We start from the raw sequence: 14,233 nt of genomic DNA, 5'->3' as shown, positions 1-14,233 counted from the left end.
TGTCGGAGACTGTCGAACAATGCTGAGGTTACCTCATCATGAGGCAACAACAGCAAGTGCTGTTACCGTATTCCCGTGACGGGAGACGACGAGGAGAGCCTGGCGGAGGTGTTCTGGGCGGTGGCCCGACGACTGCGCCACCAGTCCCGCCGCACCCTCGAACCGTGGGAGATCAACCCCGGGCACGCGCGGGCGCTCGCCGTGCTGATGCGCCACGGCGCGCTGCGGCTCAGCACCCTCGCCGACCACCTGCACATCGCCCCCCGCTCCACCACCGAGGTGGTCGACGGCCTCCAGGAGCGCGGCCTGGTCGAGCGCCGGCCCGACCCCGACGACCGACGCGCCACCCTCGTCGCCCTCACCGCCGAGGGGACCCGCGTCGGCGCCGCCATCCGGGCCGCCCGGGACGCCGAGGCGGCCCGCTTCTTCGGCGACCTCAGCCCGGCCGACCGCGCCGACCTCGCGCGCATCCTGCGTACGCTGCGCGACTGACCGGTCAGCTGGACAGCAGCGTCGACAGATCAGCCTTCACGGCGGCGGTCGGCGAGGATGGCGCGGATCTCCCGGCGCACATCGTCGGTTTCGTGCACCAAGCGGCGGTGGGTGAAGCGGACCACCAGGATGCCGAGAGTGGCCAGCAGCGCGTCCCGCCGCAGGTCGATCTCCCGCTGCCGGCGGTCGCCGTGCGTGGTGGCGCCGTCCAGCTCGAAGTCGACCCGCTCGCGTGCGGCGTACACGTCGAGGTAGACGCTGCGCCTCCGCGCCTGGATGCGTACCTGGCGCTGGAACACCGGCAGGTCGGGACCGGTGAAGACGTGGTCGTGGCCCCAGATCTCCAGCGGGCTGCGGCAGCCGGCGGCGAGCCGGGTGAGCAACGCCCGCAGGTCCGCCCGGCCGGCCAACCTCGGCGCGTCGGCGAGCGCCACCGACACCCGCTCGGGCGTGGTGAGCCGGTCGTTGACCGCGCGGATCAGCGGAGCCGCACGGTCGACCGGGGGCAGCGCCGGCCACGCGTCGACCAGGGCACGTTCCAGGCGTACGACGGGGAGGCCGGCGCGGGTGATCGCCTGGGGCGGCTCGACCACGAAGCCCTCGCGGTGGTGCACCCGCAGGTGGGGGCGGCTGCGGAGGCCGCACCCGCCCGGCACGTCGAGGTGCACCGGTTCCCCGGGATGCTGGGCGCGCAGGCCCCACACGTCGAGGGCAGTCACGTTGCCCAGTGCCCCTCGCCCGTCGGCATGGGCCAGCGCGGCACGACGCGCCAGCTCGGGGCCCAGGCGCCCGAGCAGCGCAAGCGTGCCAGCCGGCCCTGACCTTGACGGGGCGACCGTGCTCCGCGACGGTCCCACTCGGCGGTCCACCCCCGACTCCACTCGGTGGCCGAGCCCCGACTCGACTTGACGGTCCACCTCGATCCCCGTCGGGCGGGCGTCGGGCCCGGTTCGCACCAGTCTGGCGTCGACGTAGACCTCCGGCAGCACCCGGACGAGGTGGCCGGATTGCCGGGCGGCCCGCAGCGCGGACTCCGGCACGACCTGCCCGGCCAACGCCCGGGTCACCAGCCCGCCACCCTGGTCCACCAACGCCTGGAGCACCCCGTTCACCCGACCGACGCTCCCCCACCCCGGCCCGTGGAGCAACGCCAACCACCGTCGCCTGTGGACGACGTCCTCGCTGTGGACAACCCCCGTCGAACGGCTCGACCTGCTAAGCGGGGCCATGATCCTTTGACGTTGCCGGCACTTCGGCCCGGCGTGTCACAGCCGTGAAGTGCAAACGATCATGAGAAGCCCTGGAGCCTCAGGAAGGCAGGTCGCGCTTGAGTTCGCGCTTGAGGAGTTTGCCGGTGGGGCCCTTGGGGAGTTCCTCGACGATGCGGACCTGGCGCGGGTACTTGTACGCCGCCAGCCGCTCCCGGCAGTACGCGACCAGCTCCTCGGGGGTCACCTCGGCGCCCGGCCGGACGCTCAGCACCGCCACGACCTCCTCCCCCAGCTTGTCGTCGGGGCGACCGATGACCGCCGCCTCGACCACCGCCGGGTGGGCGTAGAGAACCTCCTCGACCTCGCGGGGATAGACGTTGAAGCCGCCCCGGATGATCATGTCCTTCTTGCGGTCCACGATGAACAGATAGCCGTCCTCGTCGGCGTACGCCAGGTCCCCGGTGTGGAACCAGCCGCCACGGAACGCCTCCGCCGTCGCCTCTGGGTTCTTGTAGTAGCCCTTCATCACGTTGTGGCCGCGCACCACGATCTCGCCGACGTGCTCGGGCCCGGGCGGCAGCGGCCGGTCGGCGTCGTCCACGATCCGGGTCTCCACGCCCCAGATCGGTTTGCCGATCGAGAGCACCTTGCGCTGCTCGGCACTGATGTTGAAGGTGGTCGTGCTGGCCGTCTCGGAGAGGCCGTACCCCTCCAGGATCACCACCCCGGGGAACCTCTCCTCGAAGGCGCGGATCACCTCGCCGGGGATCGCCGCGCCGCCGGAGACACCGACCCGCAGGCAGGACAGGTCCCGACCGGCGAGGTCGGCCTGGTTCAGCGCGAAGTACATGGTCGGCACGCCGGAGAAGATCGTGCAGCGGTGCCGCTCGATGGCGTCGAGCACCGGCCCCACCTCGAAGCGCGGCACCAGCACGACGCTGCCGCCGTAGCGGACCGCGACGTTGAGCACGCTGGAGAGCCCGAAGACGTGGAACAGCGGCAGCACCGCCAGCCCGATGTCGTCGGCGCGGAAGCCGAACAGGTCACCGCCGACGGTGCAGTTCATGTAGAGCTGGAAGTGCGTCAGCTCCGCGCCCTTGGGCCTGCCGGTGGTGCCGCTGGTGTAGAGCAGCACGGCGGTGTCGTCGGCGTCGGTGGGCGCGATGTCGCCGGTGTCCGCCGCCGCGTACAGCTCGTCGAAACCCCGGGTGCCCGCCGGCCGCCGGTCGCTGCCCGGCAGGTTGACCACGTACGTGGTGACGCCGTCGACCTGGGCGGCGCCCTGGACCGCCTCGTCGGCGAAGAGTTCGAAGGTGACGAAGACCTTCGTGTCGGAGTCCGACAGGTGGTAGGCCACCTCGCCGGCCCGCAGCAGCGGGTTGAGCGGGACCATGACCAGGCCCGCCTTGAGGATGGCGAAGTAGCTGAACAGGAACTGCGGCACGTTGGGCAGTTGCACCGCCACCTTGTCGCCGCGCCGCAGACCCGACGCGAGCAGGGCGGCCGCCACCCGCCCGGACATCTCGTCGACCTGGGCGTAGCTGAACGTCAGGTCGCCCAGGTGGGCCAGCGGCTTGTCCGGGTGTGCCCGGCGAGGCTCCCGGAGGATGGTCGCGAGGTTGAAGCTCATCGGTGCTCCTCCTGTGGACGGGTCACGGGCAGCCGGTCGGCCGGGTCACGGGCCGGGTCGGTGGTCAGGGCATGACGAGGCCGCCGTCGACCGGCACGGTCACCCCGGTCACGTACGACGAGGCGTCACTCGCCAGCCAGATCAGCGTGGCGGCCAACTCCTCGTGCTCGCCGAGGCGGCCGGCCGGGGCCAGCGCCTTGACCATCTCGAAGGTGGCCGGCTCCAACTGGTCGCTCATCTCCGAGGCGAAGAAGCCGGGGGCGATGCAGTTGACCCGGATGCCCTTGCGGCCGGTCCACTGGGCGGCCAGGTCGCGGGTCAGGCCGATCACGCCGGCCTTGCTGGACGCGTACGCGGCCTGCGGGATGCCGCCGGGGCGCAGGCCGATCACGCTGGAGATGTTGACGATGGCGCCACCGTTCGTCGCGGCCCGGGCGAAGGCCTGCGCCATCCAGTAGCTGCCCATCAGGTTGACGTCGACGACCGAGCGGAACTGCTCGGGGGTCTCCCGGGTGGCGGGTACGGCGGTGCCCACGCCGGCGTTGTTGACCAGCACGTCGACCCGGCCGAAGGTCTCGACCGCGGTGGCGATCAGCGCCTCGCAGTCCTCGGGGCGACTGACGTCGGTCGCGCGCGCCGCGTACCGCCGGCCGGCGGCCTCGACGAGCGCGCCGGTCTCCGGCAGCCGCTCGACGCGGCGGGCGCCGAGCACCACGTCCGCGCCGGCCTCGGCGAGCGCGCGGGCGAAGGAGACACCCAGGCCGGACGAGGCGCCGGTCACCACGGCGACCTTCCCGTCGAGGCGGAACCGGTCCATCACGCTCACCCTGGTGCTCCTCACGCTCACTGTGCTCCGGACGCCGCACCGGCCGGCGCTCCGGCTGTCATGCCGCCGGCGCTCTGGACGCCATACCGACCAGCCGGTATGTTCGGCGTCCGGCGACGGTAGCGAGCCGCCGACTTGCCCGTCAATGGGAGGCAGCCATGGACTTCGAACCGACCGCCCGGGCCGCGGAACACCTGAAGCGACTCCAGGAGTTCATGGACGAGCACGTCTACCCGGCCGAGCCGGTCTATGCCGCTCAGCGCGCCGAACTCGCGGCGGCCGGCACGCCGCACCACCTCCCCGCCGTGGTCGAGGAACTCAAGGCCGAGGCCCGTCGCCGAGGGCTGTGGAACCTCTTCCTGCCCGACGTCTCCGGCCTCACCAACGTCGAGTACGCCCCGCTCGCCGAACTGACCGGCCGCTCCATCGAACTCGCCCCGGAGGCGATCAACTGCGCCGCCCCGGACACCGGCAACATGGAGATCCTGCACATGTTCGGCACGCCCGAGCAGCGGGAACGCTGGCTGCGGCCACTGCTCGACGGCGAGATCCGCTCGGCGTTCGCGATGACCGAGCCGGACGTGGCCTCCAGCGACGCCACCAACATCTCCACCCGGATCGCGCGCGACGGCGACTCGTACGTGATCAACGGCCGCAAGTGGTGGACCACCGGCATCGCCGACCCGCGCTGCCGGATCATGATCGTGATGGGCAAGACCGACCCGTCGGCGGAGACCTACCGGCAGCAGTCGATGATCCTGGTGCCGGTGGACACCCCCGGCGTCGAGGTGGTCCGCTCGCTGCCGGTCTTCGGCTACCACGACCAGCACGGCCACGGCGAGGTCGTCTTCACCGACGTGCGGGTGCCGGCGGGCAACCTGCTCGGCGAGGAGGGCGGCGGTTTCGCCCTCGCCCAGGCCCGGCTCGGTCCCGGCCGCATCCACCACTGCATGCGCGCCATCGGCCTGGCCGAGCGGGCGCTCGCCCTGATGGTGCAGCGCGCCGCCAGCCGGGTCGCGTTCGGCCGGCCCCTGGCGGAGCAGGGCGTGGTGCAGCAGCAGATCGCCGAGTCGCGGATGGCGATCGAGCAGGCCCGGCTGCTCACCCTCAAGGCGGCCTGGATGATCGACCGGTACGGCGCGAAGGCGGCCCGCACCGAGATCGCCGCGATCAAGGTGGTGGCGCCCCGGGTCGCCCTCGACGTGCTCGACCGGGCGATCCAGGTGCACGGCGGGGCCGGGGTCTCCGACGACCTCCCGCTCGCCGCGATGTACGCCGGCGCCCGTACCCTGCGCATCGCCGACGGACCCGACGAGGTGCACGTCCGCGACGTGGCCCGGCGGGAGATCCGGCGGCAGCTGGAGTCGCGGTGACCGTGGCGGCGACCGAACCGGATGTCGCGCCCGGCCGGCGGCGGGTCCCCCGCGGCTCGGCCCGGCGCCACATCATCGCCGCCGCCACCGAACTGTTCGCCCGGCGCGGCTACGAGGCGACCAGCGTGCAGGAGATCGTGGCGGCGGCAGACGTCACCAAGGGCGCCCTCTACCACTGGTTCGGGTCGAAGTCCGAGCTGCTCACCAGCATCTACCGGGAGCTGCTCGCCGAACAGACGTCTCGGCTGCGGGACATCGCCGAGGGCACCGGACCGGTCGACGAGCGGCTGCGCGCCGCCGCGCTGGACGTGGTCGCGCACACCGCCGAACACGTCGACGAACTCACGGTCTGGGCCCGGTCGGCCCACCTGCTCGACGACGAGCAGGCCGAGGCCACCCGCCGGGAGCGTCGCGCCTATCACGACCTCTTCCGGGACCTGGTCCGCGAGGGTCAGGACGCCGGGGTCGTCCGCACCGACGTCTCCGCCACGGTGATCACCCACATGTTCCTCAGCGCGTTGGGCAACACGCACACCTGGTTCCGGCCGGACGGCCCGCTCACCTTCGCGGAGGTCGGTGAGCAGCTCGTCGCGCTCTTCGTCGGCGGCCTGCGTCCCTGACGGCGGCTAGGCCGGGCCGCCGCCGGTCCGGGCCCCGTCCCGGGCCCGCCGGAGGAAGTCCCGTTCGGCGGCGTTGCCGGTACGGGCGATCGCCGCGTCGTACGCCTCGACCGCCTCGCCCGCGCGGCCGAGCCGGCGCAGCAGGTCGGCGCGGACGACGTGGAACACGTGGTAGCCGGCCAGGTCCAGCCGGTCGACCTGGCCGAGCGCGGCGGCCGGCCCGGTCACCTCGGCCACCGCGACGGCCCGGTGCAGGGCGACGACCGGGCTCGGGGCGTATGCCATGAGCTGGTCGTACAGGGCGAGGATCTGGACCCAGTCGGTGTCGGCGGCGGTCCGCGCGTCGGCGTGCACGGCGTTGATCGCCGCCTGGATCTGGTACGGGCCGGGCCGGTCCCGCCGCAGGCAGCGCCGGACCAGCGCCTGCCCCTCGGCGACCAGCTCCCGGTCCCAGCGGTCCCGGTCCTGCTCCCCCAGCGGCACCAGCCCTCCGTCCGGCCCGGTACGCGCCGGCCGGCGCGCCTCGGTGAGCAGCATCAGCGCGAGCAGCCCGAGCGCCTCCGGCTCGTCCGGCATCAGCTCGACGAGCAGCCGGCCGAGCCGGATCGCCTCGGTGCAGAGCTCGGTGCGGACGAGGCGGTCCCCCGCGCTGGCGGTGTGCCCCTCGGTGAAGATCAGGTAGAGCACGGCCAGCACCGCCCGGAGCCGGTCGGGCAGGTCCGCGTCGCGGGGGACCCGGTACGGGATCCCGGCGTCCCGGATCTTGGCCTTGGCCCGGACCAGCCGCTGGGCCATCGTCGACTCCGGCACCAGGAAGGCACGGGCGATCTCGGCGGTGCTCAGCCCGCCGAGCAGGCGCAGGGTCAGCGCGACCCGGGCACCGGTGCCGAGCGCCGGATGGCAGCAGGTGAAGATCAGGCGGAGCCGGTCGTCGCGCACGGGTCCCTCCTCGGCCGGTACGTCGGGGGCGTGCAGCAGGGCGGCCTGGACGTGCCGGTCCGCGCGGGTGGCCTCGCGGCGCAGCCGGTCGACGGCCCGGTTGCGGGCGGTGGTGATGATCCAGCCGGCGGGGCTCGGTGGCAGGCCACGGGCCGGCCAGCGGTCGACGGCGGTGACGAAGGCGTCCTGGACCGCCTCCTCGGCGAGGTCGATGTCGCCGAGGAGGCGGACCAGGACGGCGACCGCGCGGCCGTACTCGGCGCGGAACACCCGGTCGACGTCGGTGGGTTCGGGCGGCACGGGCTCAGACGTCGCCGCGGAACGGGCGTACCTCGATCGGCAGGGTGGTGGCCAGGGCGTACCGGCGGCCCCACTCCAGGGCGGCGTCGAGGTCGGGGGCGGTGATGACGGTGACGCCGCCCAGGTACTCCTTGCCCTCGGCGAAGGGCCCGTCGGTGATGAGCACCTCATCCCCCCGGGGGCGCAGCACGGTGGCCGTCTCCGGCGCGTGCAGGCCGTTGCCGAAGACCCACGAGCCGGCCGCCACCAGGTCGTCGTGGATGACGCCGACCTTGCGCATCACCTCGGCCAGGAACTCCGGGTCGGGCTGCCCTCCGGTCGGCTGGTACATGCTGATCAGGTACTGCTTCATGCGGTCCTCCTCCGGTCGGCCGGCTGCCGACTCTCCCACCCTCCACACGAACGGGCCCGGCCCGGATCGACACGCCGCGCGGACTCGTCTCGGGACCGACAATGGCAGAGAAAAACTTCGATACATCTATTGAAGTTAATCTTCATCCTGTGACCTAATGTTGACAGTTCCTTTCGCCGCTCCCGCCGCCCCCGCGGCACCCCCCAGGGAGGAAAGATGAACCGTCCCCTGCGTCAGGCGCTGCGCGCGGTCGCGGCCGCGCTCCTCGCCACGGTCACCGTGGCCGCCTCGGCCACCCTCGGCGCGACCCCGGCCAGCGCCGCCCCGGCCGGTCTGCCCGGCATGGACGTCTCCAGCTACCAGGGCAACGTCAACTGGTCCGCCGCCTGGAACAACGGCGCCCGGTTCGCGTACGTCAAGGCCACCGAGGGCACCTACTACACCAACGCCTACTTCGCCCAGCAGTACAACGGCTCCTACAACGTCGGCATGATCCGGGGCTCCTACCACTTCGCCCGGCCGGACACCACCAGCGGCGCCACCCAGGCCAACTACTTCGTCGACCACGGCGGCGGCTGGTCCCGGGACGGCCGGACCCTGCCCGGCGCGCTCGACATCGAGTACAACCCGTACGGCTCGACCTGCTACGGGCTGAGCCAGGCCTCGATGCGCAGCTGGATCGCCTCGTTCGTGAACCAGTACTACGCCCGTACCGGCCGGTGGGCCACCATCTACACCACCACCGACTGGTGGAGCACCTGCACCGGCAACACCTCGCAGTTCGCCGCGAACAACCCGCTCTGGATCGCCCGCTACTCCAGCACGGTGGGCACCCTGCCGGCCGGCTGGGGGACGTACTCCTTCTGGCAGTGGTCCTCCTCCGGGGTCTTCCCCGGCGACCAGAACGTCTGGAACGGCACCCTGGACCGGCTCAGGGTGCTGGCCTGCAACGGCACCTGCTGATCCGCCCCGGTGGCGGGCCGCCCGGCCCGCCACCGGCACCGTCCTGCGAGGAGGTCCCGATGTCCGTTCCCGTACCCCGCCGGGCCGTGCTGCGCGGCGCCGTCCTGCTCGGCGCCGCCGCCGGCGTCACCGCCCTCGGCCAGTTCACCGGCGACCGGAGCGCGCGGGCGATCGCCACCCGGGTCGACCAGCCGACGATCGCCAACTGCGCCACCTGGGGCGCCCGGCCGCCGTCGTCGGCGGTGACCCTGCTGCAGAACCGGCCGAACAAGATCATCATTCATCACACGGCGTTCCCGAACTCGACCGACTACAGCCTGGCGCACGCCTACCAGAACTCGCGGGACATCCAGGACCTGCACATGGACACCAACGGCTGGCTCGACTCCGGGCAGCACTTCACCAACAGCCGTGGTGGTCACCTCACCGAGGGCCGGCACGGCAGCCTCTACGGGCTGCTGCACGGGCAGAGCATGGTGCAGGGGGCGCACTGCGTCGGGCAGAACAGCCAGGCCATCGGCATCGAGAACGAGGGCATCTATCTGGACGTGCAGCCCCCGCAGGCACTCTGGGACAGCCTGGTGCTGTTCTGCGCGTTCACCTGCCAGCAGTACGCGATCCCGGCCACCGAGATCTACGGGCACAAGGACTTCAACTCGACGCAGTGCCCCGGCCTGCTGCACGACCGGCTGCCCGAACTGCGCAGCGCGGTGGCCGCCCGGCTGAGCTGAGCCGGAGCAACCCCGAAACGCCGAACCGTGCCCGCCGGCCCGGCCGGTGGCGCAGCCTGGGAGCGTGGCGGAGAAGCAGGCGGCTACCGGCGGGCCGGACCCGCGGGCGCCGTTGGACGAGCTGTACCGCGCCCTGGCCGCCGGCCCGGACGGCCTGGACACCGCCGAGGCCCGGCGGCGGCTCGCCGCGTACGGGCCGAACGAACTGAGGCGGCAGCGACGGCGCGGCTGGTCGCGCGAGCTGGGGCGGCAGCTCGTCCACCCCTTGGCGCTGCTGCTCTGGGTAGCCGCGGCGCTGGCCTGGGTGGCGGGCACCCTCGTGCTGGCCGGCGCGATCCTGGTGGTGATCGCGGTGAACGCGCTCTTCGCCTCGGCGCAGGAGCGCCAGGCCGAGCGGGCGGTGGAGGCGCTCACCCGCTACCTGCCCCGGCACGCCCGGGTCCGCCGGGACGGCAGGTGGCAGGAGATCCCGGCCTCGGACCTGGTCCCCGGCGATCTGCTGGCCGTGGCGGAGGGCGACCGGATCTCCGCCGATGCCCGGCTGCTCGACGGCGGCATCGAGGTGGACCTCTCCGCGCTGACCGGTGAGTCCCAGCCGGTCCACCGCTCGGCCGACGCGCCGTCTTCGGGAGGCGGGCCGACCGAGGCCGCCGACCTGGTCCTCAGCGGCACCACCTGCCTCAGCGGGACGGCGCGGGCCCTGGTGCACGCCACCGGGATGCGGACCGAGCTGGGCCGGATCGCGACCCTGACGCAGCGGGTCGGCCGCGAGGAGAGCCCGCTGGAGAAACAGGTCCGCCGGGTGGCCTGGCTGATCGCGGCGGTGGCCGTCGGCGCCGGGTCGGTCTTCTTCCCGATCGGGGTGTTCGCCGCCGGCATGTCGGTGCCGGACGCGTTCGCGTTCGCCATCGGTCTGCTGGTCGCCAACGTCCCCGAGGGCCTGCTGCCCACCATCACTCTCGCCCTGGCCGTCGGCGTCCGCGGGTTGGCCAGGGTGGGCGCGGTGGTGAAGCGGCTCAGCGCGGTCGAGACCCTCGGCTCGACGGACGTGATCTGCACCGACAAGACCGGCACGCTCACCGAGAACCGGATGCGGGTGGTGGCGGTCCGGGCCGCCGACACCCTGCTGGACCCGGCTCCGGGGTCGGGCACCCGGCCCGACCCGGCCCTGGGCGCGCTCGCCACCGCCGTGGCGGCCTGCAACAACGCCGACCCGGACAGCGGGGACCCGACCGAGGTGGCGCCGCTCCGGTTCGCCGCCGACCTCGGCGTCACCGACGACCACGCGGGTCGGCGGGGGCAGTTCGCCTTCGACCCGAAGCTGCGGCTGATGTCCACCGTCGACTCCGCCGGTGGACAGCTCTGGCTGCACACCAAGGGCGCACCGGAGGAGGTGCTGCGGCGCTGTACCCGGGTCGTCCGGGCGGACGGCGCGGACCGCCCGCTCGACGAGGCGCACCGCAGGGAGCTGGACGCGGCGGTGACCGCGCAGGCCGGGCAGGGCCGGCGGGTCCTCGGCGTGGCCCGGCGCTGGCTGGCGACGGCGCCGACCGGCCGCGCGGACGCCGAGCGGGAGCTGACCTTCCTCGGCTTCGTCGCGATGGTCGACCCGCCCCGACCGGAGGTGCCGGAGGCGGTCGCCCGCTGCCACACCGCCGGCATCCGGATCATCATGGTCACCGGCGACCACGGGCTGACCGCCGCCGCGATCGCCCGGCAGGTCGGCATCACTCACGGCGAACCGACCGTGCTGACCGGTGACCGGCTGGACGGGATGTCCCCGGATCAGCTGCGGGACCTGCTCGCCGAGCACCGGGAGGTGGTCTTCGCCCGGGTGTCACCCGAGGCGAAGCTGCACATCGCGGCGGCGCTGCGGGCCAACCACCAGGTGGTGGCGATGACCGGCGACGGGGTCAACGACGCGCCGGCGCTGCGCCGGGCGGACATCGGCGTGGCCATGGGACGTACGGGCACCGACGTGGCCCGGGAGGCGGCCACCATGATCCTCACCGACGACAACTTCGCCACGATCGTCGCCGCCGTCGCGGCCGGCCGCCGTGTCTACGACAACGTCCGCAAATTCATCCTCTACATCTTCGCCCACACCACTCCGGAGGTCGTCCCGTTCCTGATCTTCGCGCTCTCCGCCGGGGCGGTGCCGCTGCCGCTCACCGTGCTGCAGATCCTCGCCATCGACCTGGGCACCGAGACGCTGCCCGCCCTTGCGCTGGGTCGGGAGCCCGCCGAGCCCGGGCTGATGGACCGACCACCCCGGCGGCGCAGTGACAAGGTCGTGAACGCGCCGATGCTGGCCCGGGCCTGGGGCTTCCTCGGGCTGATATCGGCGGTGCTGGTGATGGCGGGGTTCTTCGCCGTGCTGCTGCGGGCGGGCTGGCGGCCGGGCGCACCCACCGGGCCGGGTAGCGGCCTGCACGACGCGTACCGGCAGGCGACCACGATGACCTTCCTGGGGATCGTCTCCTGCCAGATCGGCACCGCCTTCGCCGCGCGGACCGAGCACGTGTCGCTGCGGTCGGTCGGCGTGTTCAGCAACCGGCTGCTGCTCTGGGGGATCGCCTTTGAGATCGCCTTCGCCGCGCTGATCGTCGGCGTGCCGCCACTCCAGGACGTCTTCGGCACCCGACCGCCGGAGCCGGGCATGCTGGCGCTGCTGCTGGCGTTCCCGCCGATCGTCTGGGGCGCCGACGAACTCCGCCGCGCGGTCCGTCGACACCGACGCTCCTCGCTTATATAAGAGCCATCTGATACAAAGAGCTCGTGCACGCCTTCGACGTCCTCGGGGATCCGGTCCGCCGCCGGATCCTCGAACTGCTGGCCGAGGGCGAGCTGACCGCCGGCGCCGTCGGCGCCGCGGTCCAGCAGGAGTTCGGCATCTCCCAGCCCGCCGTGTCGCAGCACCTCAAGGTGCTGCGGGACAACGGCTTCGCGACCGTACGCCCCGAGGGCACCCGCCGCCTCTACGCGGTGGACCCGGGGCCGCTGCGCCAGGTCGACGCCTGGCTGGAGCACTTCCGCCGGTTCTGGACCCCGCCACTTGCGGCGCTCGCCACCGAAGTGGCCCGGGGACGACGGGAACGACGGCTGCGCGCCGAGGGCACCGACGACACGAGGAGCAACCCGTGATCAACGTGATCGGACAGATCAGCGAGGTCGAGCGCACCGTCGGCAGCCGTACGCTGCCCGCCGGGCAGGCCCGCGTCAGCACCGTCAGCCAGACGTACGACACGTCCCTGGACGATCTCTGGGACGCCTGCACCAGCGCCGAACGGATCCCCCGCTGGTTCCTGCCGATCTCCGGCGAGCTGAAGCTGCACGGCCGCTACCAGCTCGAGGGGAACGCGGGCGGCACGATCGAGCGCTGCGACCCGCCGCACAGCTTCGCCGCCACCTGGGAGTACGGCGACGAGGTGAGCTGGATCGAGGTCCGGCTCACCCCGGCCGGCGACGGGCGTACCCGGTTCACGCTGGAGCACGTCGCGCACGTCGACGACCAGCGGTGGGCCGAGTTCGGGCCGGGCGCCGTCGGTGTCGGCTGGGACATGGGCCTGCTCGGCCTGGTCTCCTATCTGGCGGCGGACGGCAGCGGGGTCCAGCCGTCGCAGGCCGCGGCGTGGCTGGGCACCGACGAGGCCCGACGGTTCATCACGCTCAGCAGTGAACGGTGGGCCGAGGCGAGCATCGCGGCGGGCACCGAGGTCGACGAGGCGCGCGCGGCGCAGGCCCGCACCACCGCCGCGTACACCGGCGTGCCGGCGTCCTGAGACGGCACCAACGGGGGGTCGCGCCCCGGGTGACCGGGGCGCGACCCGCCGTCTCAGCCGACCGGCTCGAAGATCACCCGGGCCCGCACCTGCCGGAAACCGGTCCGTTCCAGGTCCGCCAGCACCCCCACCCGGTGGCCGTCCACATCGGCCACCACCTCCCGGGCGCCGCCCTCGGCGAGCACCCGGACCGCCGCCACCAGTAGCTCGTCCCGGGCGGCCCCGTCGAGCAGGCCGAGGTAGGCCAGCAGCGGATAGCAGGCGTCCCCGGCCGTGCCGGCCAGGCCGACCGGTCTTCCCTCGTCCAGGGCGACCCGCCAGTCCGCCGGCGGACCGGTCAGCCAGGCCAGCGGATCGGTGGCGAGGTCCACCCCGGCCACCGCCCGGGCCGTCTCCCGGCCGGTCAGCACGTCCGGCTCGACGATCCGGGCGACCAGCGCGTTGATCTCCTCCCGGTCGGCGGCCGGGCGGACGGTGTACCGTCCCGAGGTCGCCGGCAGCGGCGCACCCGCCCAGGTGCAGCGCAGCCGTTCACCACGCTCGACCAGCCCGGCGAGTCGGGCCGCGGCCATCGGCGCCTCGACCACGGCCAGCACCTCCGGTCGGCGACGCCAGTACGCGGGCAGGGCGGCGTGGTAGGCCAGCGGCCCGCCGAGCGCCTCGTGGGCGGCCCGCAGCAGCGCGGCACCCACCGCCGGCTCGGCGGCCAGGTCGAACCGTTCCAGCCAGGGGGCGCCGACGGCGCCGGGCAGGTGGAGCCAGGCGGCCCGGGCGACCACCCGACCGGCCCGCAGGGCGATCCAGGTGCGCTCGGGGCGGTAGCCGCCGCCGGCGATGCCGTCGGCGTAGGAAATCTGGCGTAGTTGGGGCAGCGGGTCGGGCATCGAGTCGAAGAGTGCTTCCTCGCCCGCGACGAGCGGGCGGATGACCACATCGGTCACAGGTTGATCCTCCGGAGAGCGGACGCCCCGGCTCAGACCCGCGTGAACGCCGGAACGCGGAGGGGGCGCAGAA

General features: G+C 73.2%; 14 protein-coding genes. 8 read left to right on the top strand and 6 right to left on the bottom strand.

Annotated features, from left to right (window positions below):
- Window positions 1–75 precede the first annotated feature (75 nt).
- On the top strand, window positions 76–492 hold the full coding sequence (locus MRQ36_RS25490) for a MarR family transcriptional regulator (RefSeq protein WP_242799280.1): 417 nt from the start codon (window positions 76–78) through the stop codon (window positions 490–492).
- A gap of 29 nt (window positions 493–521) precedes the next feature.
- On the opposite strand, the gene MRQ36_RS25485 is transcribed toward MRQ36_RS25490, so the two are convergent.
- The 3 genes from MRQ36_RS25485 to MRQ36_RS25475 form a co-directional block, all read right to left on the bottom strand.
- Window positions 522–1,604 (bottom strand): endonuclease domain-containing protein, encoded by a 1,083-nt coding sequence (locus MRQ36_RS25485; RefSeq protein WP_242799279.1) that lies wholly within the window; start codon window positions 1,602–1,604, stop codon window positions 522–524.
- A 196-nt stretch (window positions 1,605–1,800) separates the two neighbouring features.
- Window positions 1,801–3,333: a long-chain fatty acid--CoA ligase gene (locus tag MRQ36_RS25480; RefSeq protein WP_242799278.1), complete on the bottom strand. Its 1,533-nt coding sequence runs from the start codon at window positions 3,331–3,333 to the stop codon at window positions 1,801–1,803.
- Window positions 3,334–3,397: 64 nt separating this feature from the next.
- Complete coding sequence (locus MRQ36_RS25475) at window positions 3,398–4,150, bottom strand: SDR family NAD(P)-dependent oxidoreductase (protein ID WP_242801372.1); 753 nt, start codon at window positions 4,148–4,150, stop codon at window positions 3,398–3,400.
- A gap of 167 nt (window positions 4,151–4,317) precedes the next feature.
- On the opposite strand from MRQ36_RS25475, the gene MRQ36_RS25470 reads away from it, so the two are divergent.
- Window positions 4,318–5,532: an acyl-CoA dehydrogenase family protein gene (locus tag MRQ36_RS25470; RefSeq protein WP_242799277.1), complete on the top strand. Its 1,215-nt coding sequence runs from the start codon at window positions 4,318–4,320 to the stop codon at window positions 5,530–5,532.
- Window positions 5,529–6,152, top strand: a complete 624-nt coding sequence (locus tag MRQ36_RS25465; protein WP_242799276.1) for a TetR/AcrR family transcriptional regulator — start codon at window positions 5,529–5,531, stop codon at window positions 6,150–6,152. The genes MRQ36_RS25470 and MRQ36_RS25465 overlap by 4 nt, the downstream gene beginning before the upstream one ends.
- Window positions 6,153–6,158: 6 nt before the next feature.
- Here MRQ36_RS25465 and MRQ36_RS25460 read toward each other — a convergent pair whose 3' ends face one another.
- The gene (locus MRQ36_RS25460; RefSeq protein ID WP_242799275.1) at window positions 6,159–7,391 is read right to left on the bottom strand and encodes an RNA polymerase sigma factor; all 1,233 of its coding nucleotides are present in this window, start codon (window positions 7,389–7,391) and stop codon (window positions 6,159–6,161) included.
- Between the two features lie 4 nt (window positions 7,392–7,395).
- Window positions 7,396–7,743 (bottom strand): YciI family protein, encoded by a 348-nt coding sequence (locus tag MRQ36_RS25455; RefSeq protein WP_242799274.1) that lies wholly within the window; start codon window positions 7,741–7,743, stop codon window positions 7,396–7,398.
- Between the two features lie 216 nt (window positions 7,744–7,959).
- Between MRQ36_RS25455 and MRQ36_RS25450 the strand changes: the two genes are divergently transcribed.
- The 5 genes from MRQ36_RS25450 to MRQ36_RS25425 all read left to right on the top strand — a co-directional run bounded on the left by MRQ36_RS25450 (window position 7,960) and on the right by MRQ36_RS25425 (window position 13,219).
- Window positions 7,960–8,706, top strand: a complete 747-nt coding sequence (locus MRQ36_RS25450) for a lysozyme (protein ID WP_242799273.1) — start codon at window positions 7,960–7,962, stop codon at window positions 8,704–8,706.
- Between the two features lie 59 nt (window positions 8,707–8,765).
- Window positions 8,766–9,437, top strand: a complete 672-nt coding sequence (locus tag MRQ36_RS25445) for a peptidoglycan recognition family protein (RefSeq protein ID WP_242799272.1) — start codon at window positions 8,766–8,768, stop codon at window positions 9,435–9,437.
- A 64-nt stretch (window positions 9,438–9,501) separates the two neighbouring features.
- Window positions 9,502–12,192, top strand: coding sequence for a cation-transporting P-type ATPase (locus MRQ36_RS33525; RefSeq protein WP_308194916.1), 2,691 nt, complete (start codon window positions 9,502–9,504; stop codon window positions 12,190–12,192).
- A gap of 23 nt (window positions 12,193–12,215) precedes the next feature.
- Window positions 12,216–12,581, top strand: coding sequence for a helix-turn-helix transcriptional regulator (locus MRQ36_RS25430; RefSeq protein WP_242799271.1), 366 nt, complete (start codon window positions 12,216–12,218; stop codon window positions 12,579–12,581).
- Window positions 12,578–13,219: an SRPBCC family protein gene (locus MRQ36_RS25425; RefSeq protein WP_242799270.1), complete on the top strand. Its 642-nt coding sequence runs from the start codon at window positions 12,578–12,580 to the stop codon at window positions 13,217–13,219. The genes MRQ36_RS25430 and MRQ36_RS25425 overlap by 4 nt, the downstream gene beginning before the upstream one ends.
- 53 nt (window positions 13,220–13,272) lie before the next feature.
- On the opposite strand, the gene MRQ36_RS25420 is transcribed toward MRQ36_RS25425, so the two are convergent.
- Window positions 13,273–14,160 (bottom strand): acetyltransferase, encoded by an 888-nt coding sequence (locus MRQ36_RS25420; RefSeq protein ID WP_242799269.1) that lies wholly within the window; start codon window positions 14,158–14,160, stop codon window positions 13,273–13,275.
- Window positions 14,161–14,233: the final 73 nt, after the last annotated feature.

The organism is Micromonospora sp. R77, from assembly GCF_022747945.1.
Lineage (GTDB): Bacteria > Actinomycetota > Actinomycetes > Mycobacteriales > Micromonosporaceae > Micromonospora.
This window is presented reverse-complemented; position numbering and strand designations above follow the sequence as displayed.

Bases quoted from the DNA above. Each gene is read 5' to 3' on its own strand.
- MRQ36_RS25445 (WP_242799272.1), top strand. From the start codon at position 8,766: ATGTCCGTTCCCGTACCCCGCCGGGCCGTGCTGCGCGGCGCCGTCCTG.
- MRQ36_RS25455 (WP_242799274.1), bottom strand. From the start codon at position 7,743: ATGAAGCAGTACCTGATCAGCATGTACCAGCCGACCGGAGGGCAGCCC.
- MRQ36_RS25450 (WP_242799273.1), top strand. From the start codon at position 7,960: ATGAACCGTCCCCTGCGTCAGGCGCTGCGCGCGGTCGCGGCCGCGCTC.
- MRQ36_RS25475 (WP_242801372.1), bottom strand. From the start codon at position 4,150: ATGGACCGGTTCCGCCTCGACGGGAAGGTCGCCGTGGTGACCGGCGCC.
- MRQ36_RS25470 (WP_242799277.1), top strand. From the start codon at position 4,318: ATGGACTTCGAACCGACCGCCCGGGCCGCGGAACACCTGAAGCGACTC.
- MRQ36_RS25480 (WP_242799278.1), bottom strand. From the start codon at position 3,333: ATGAGCTTCAACCTCGCGACCATCCTCCGGGAGCCTCGCCGGGCACAC.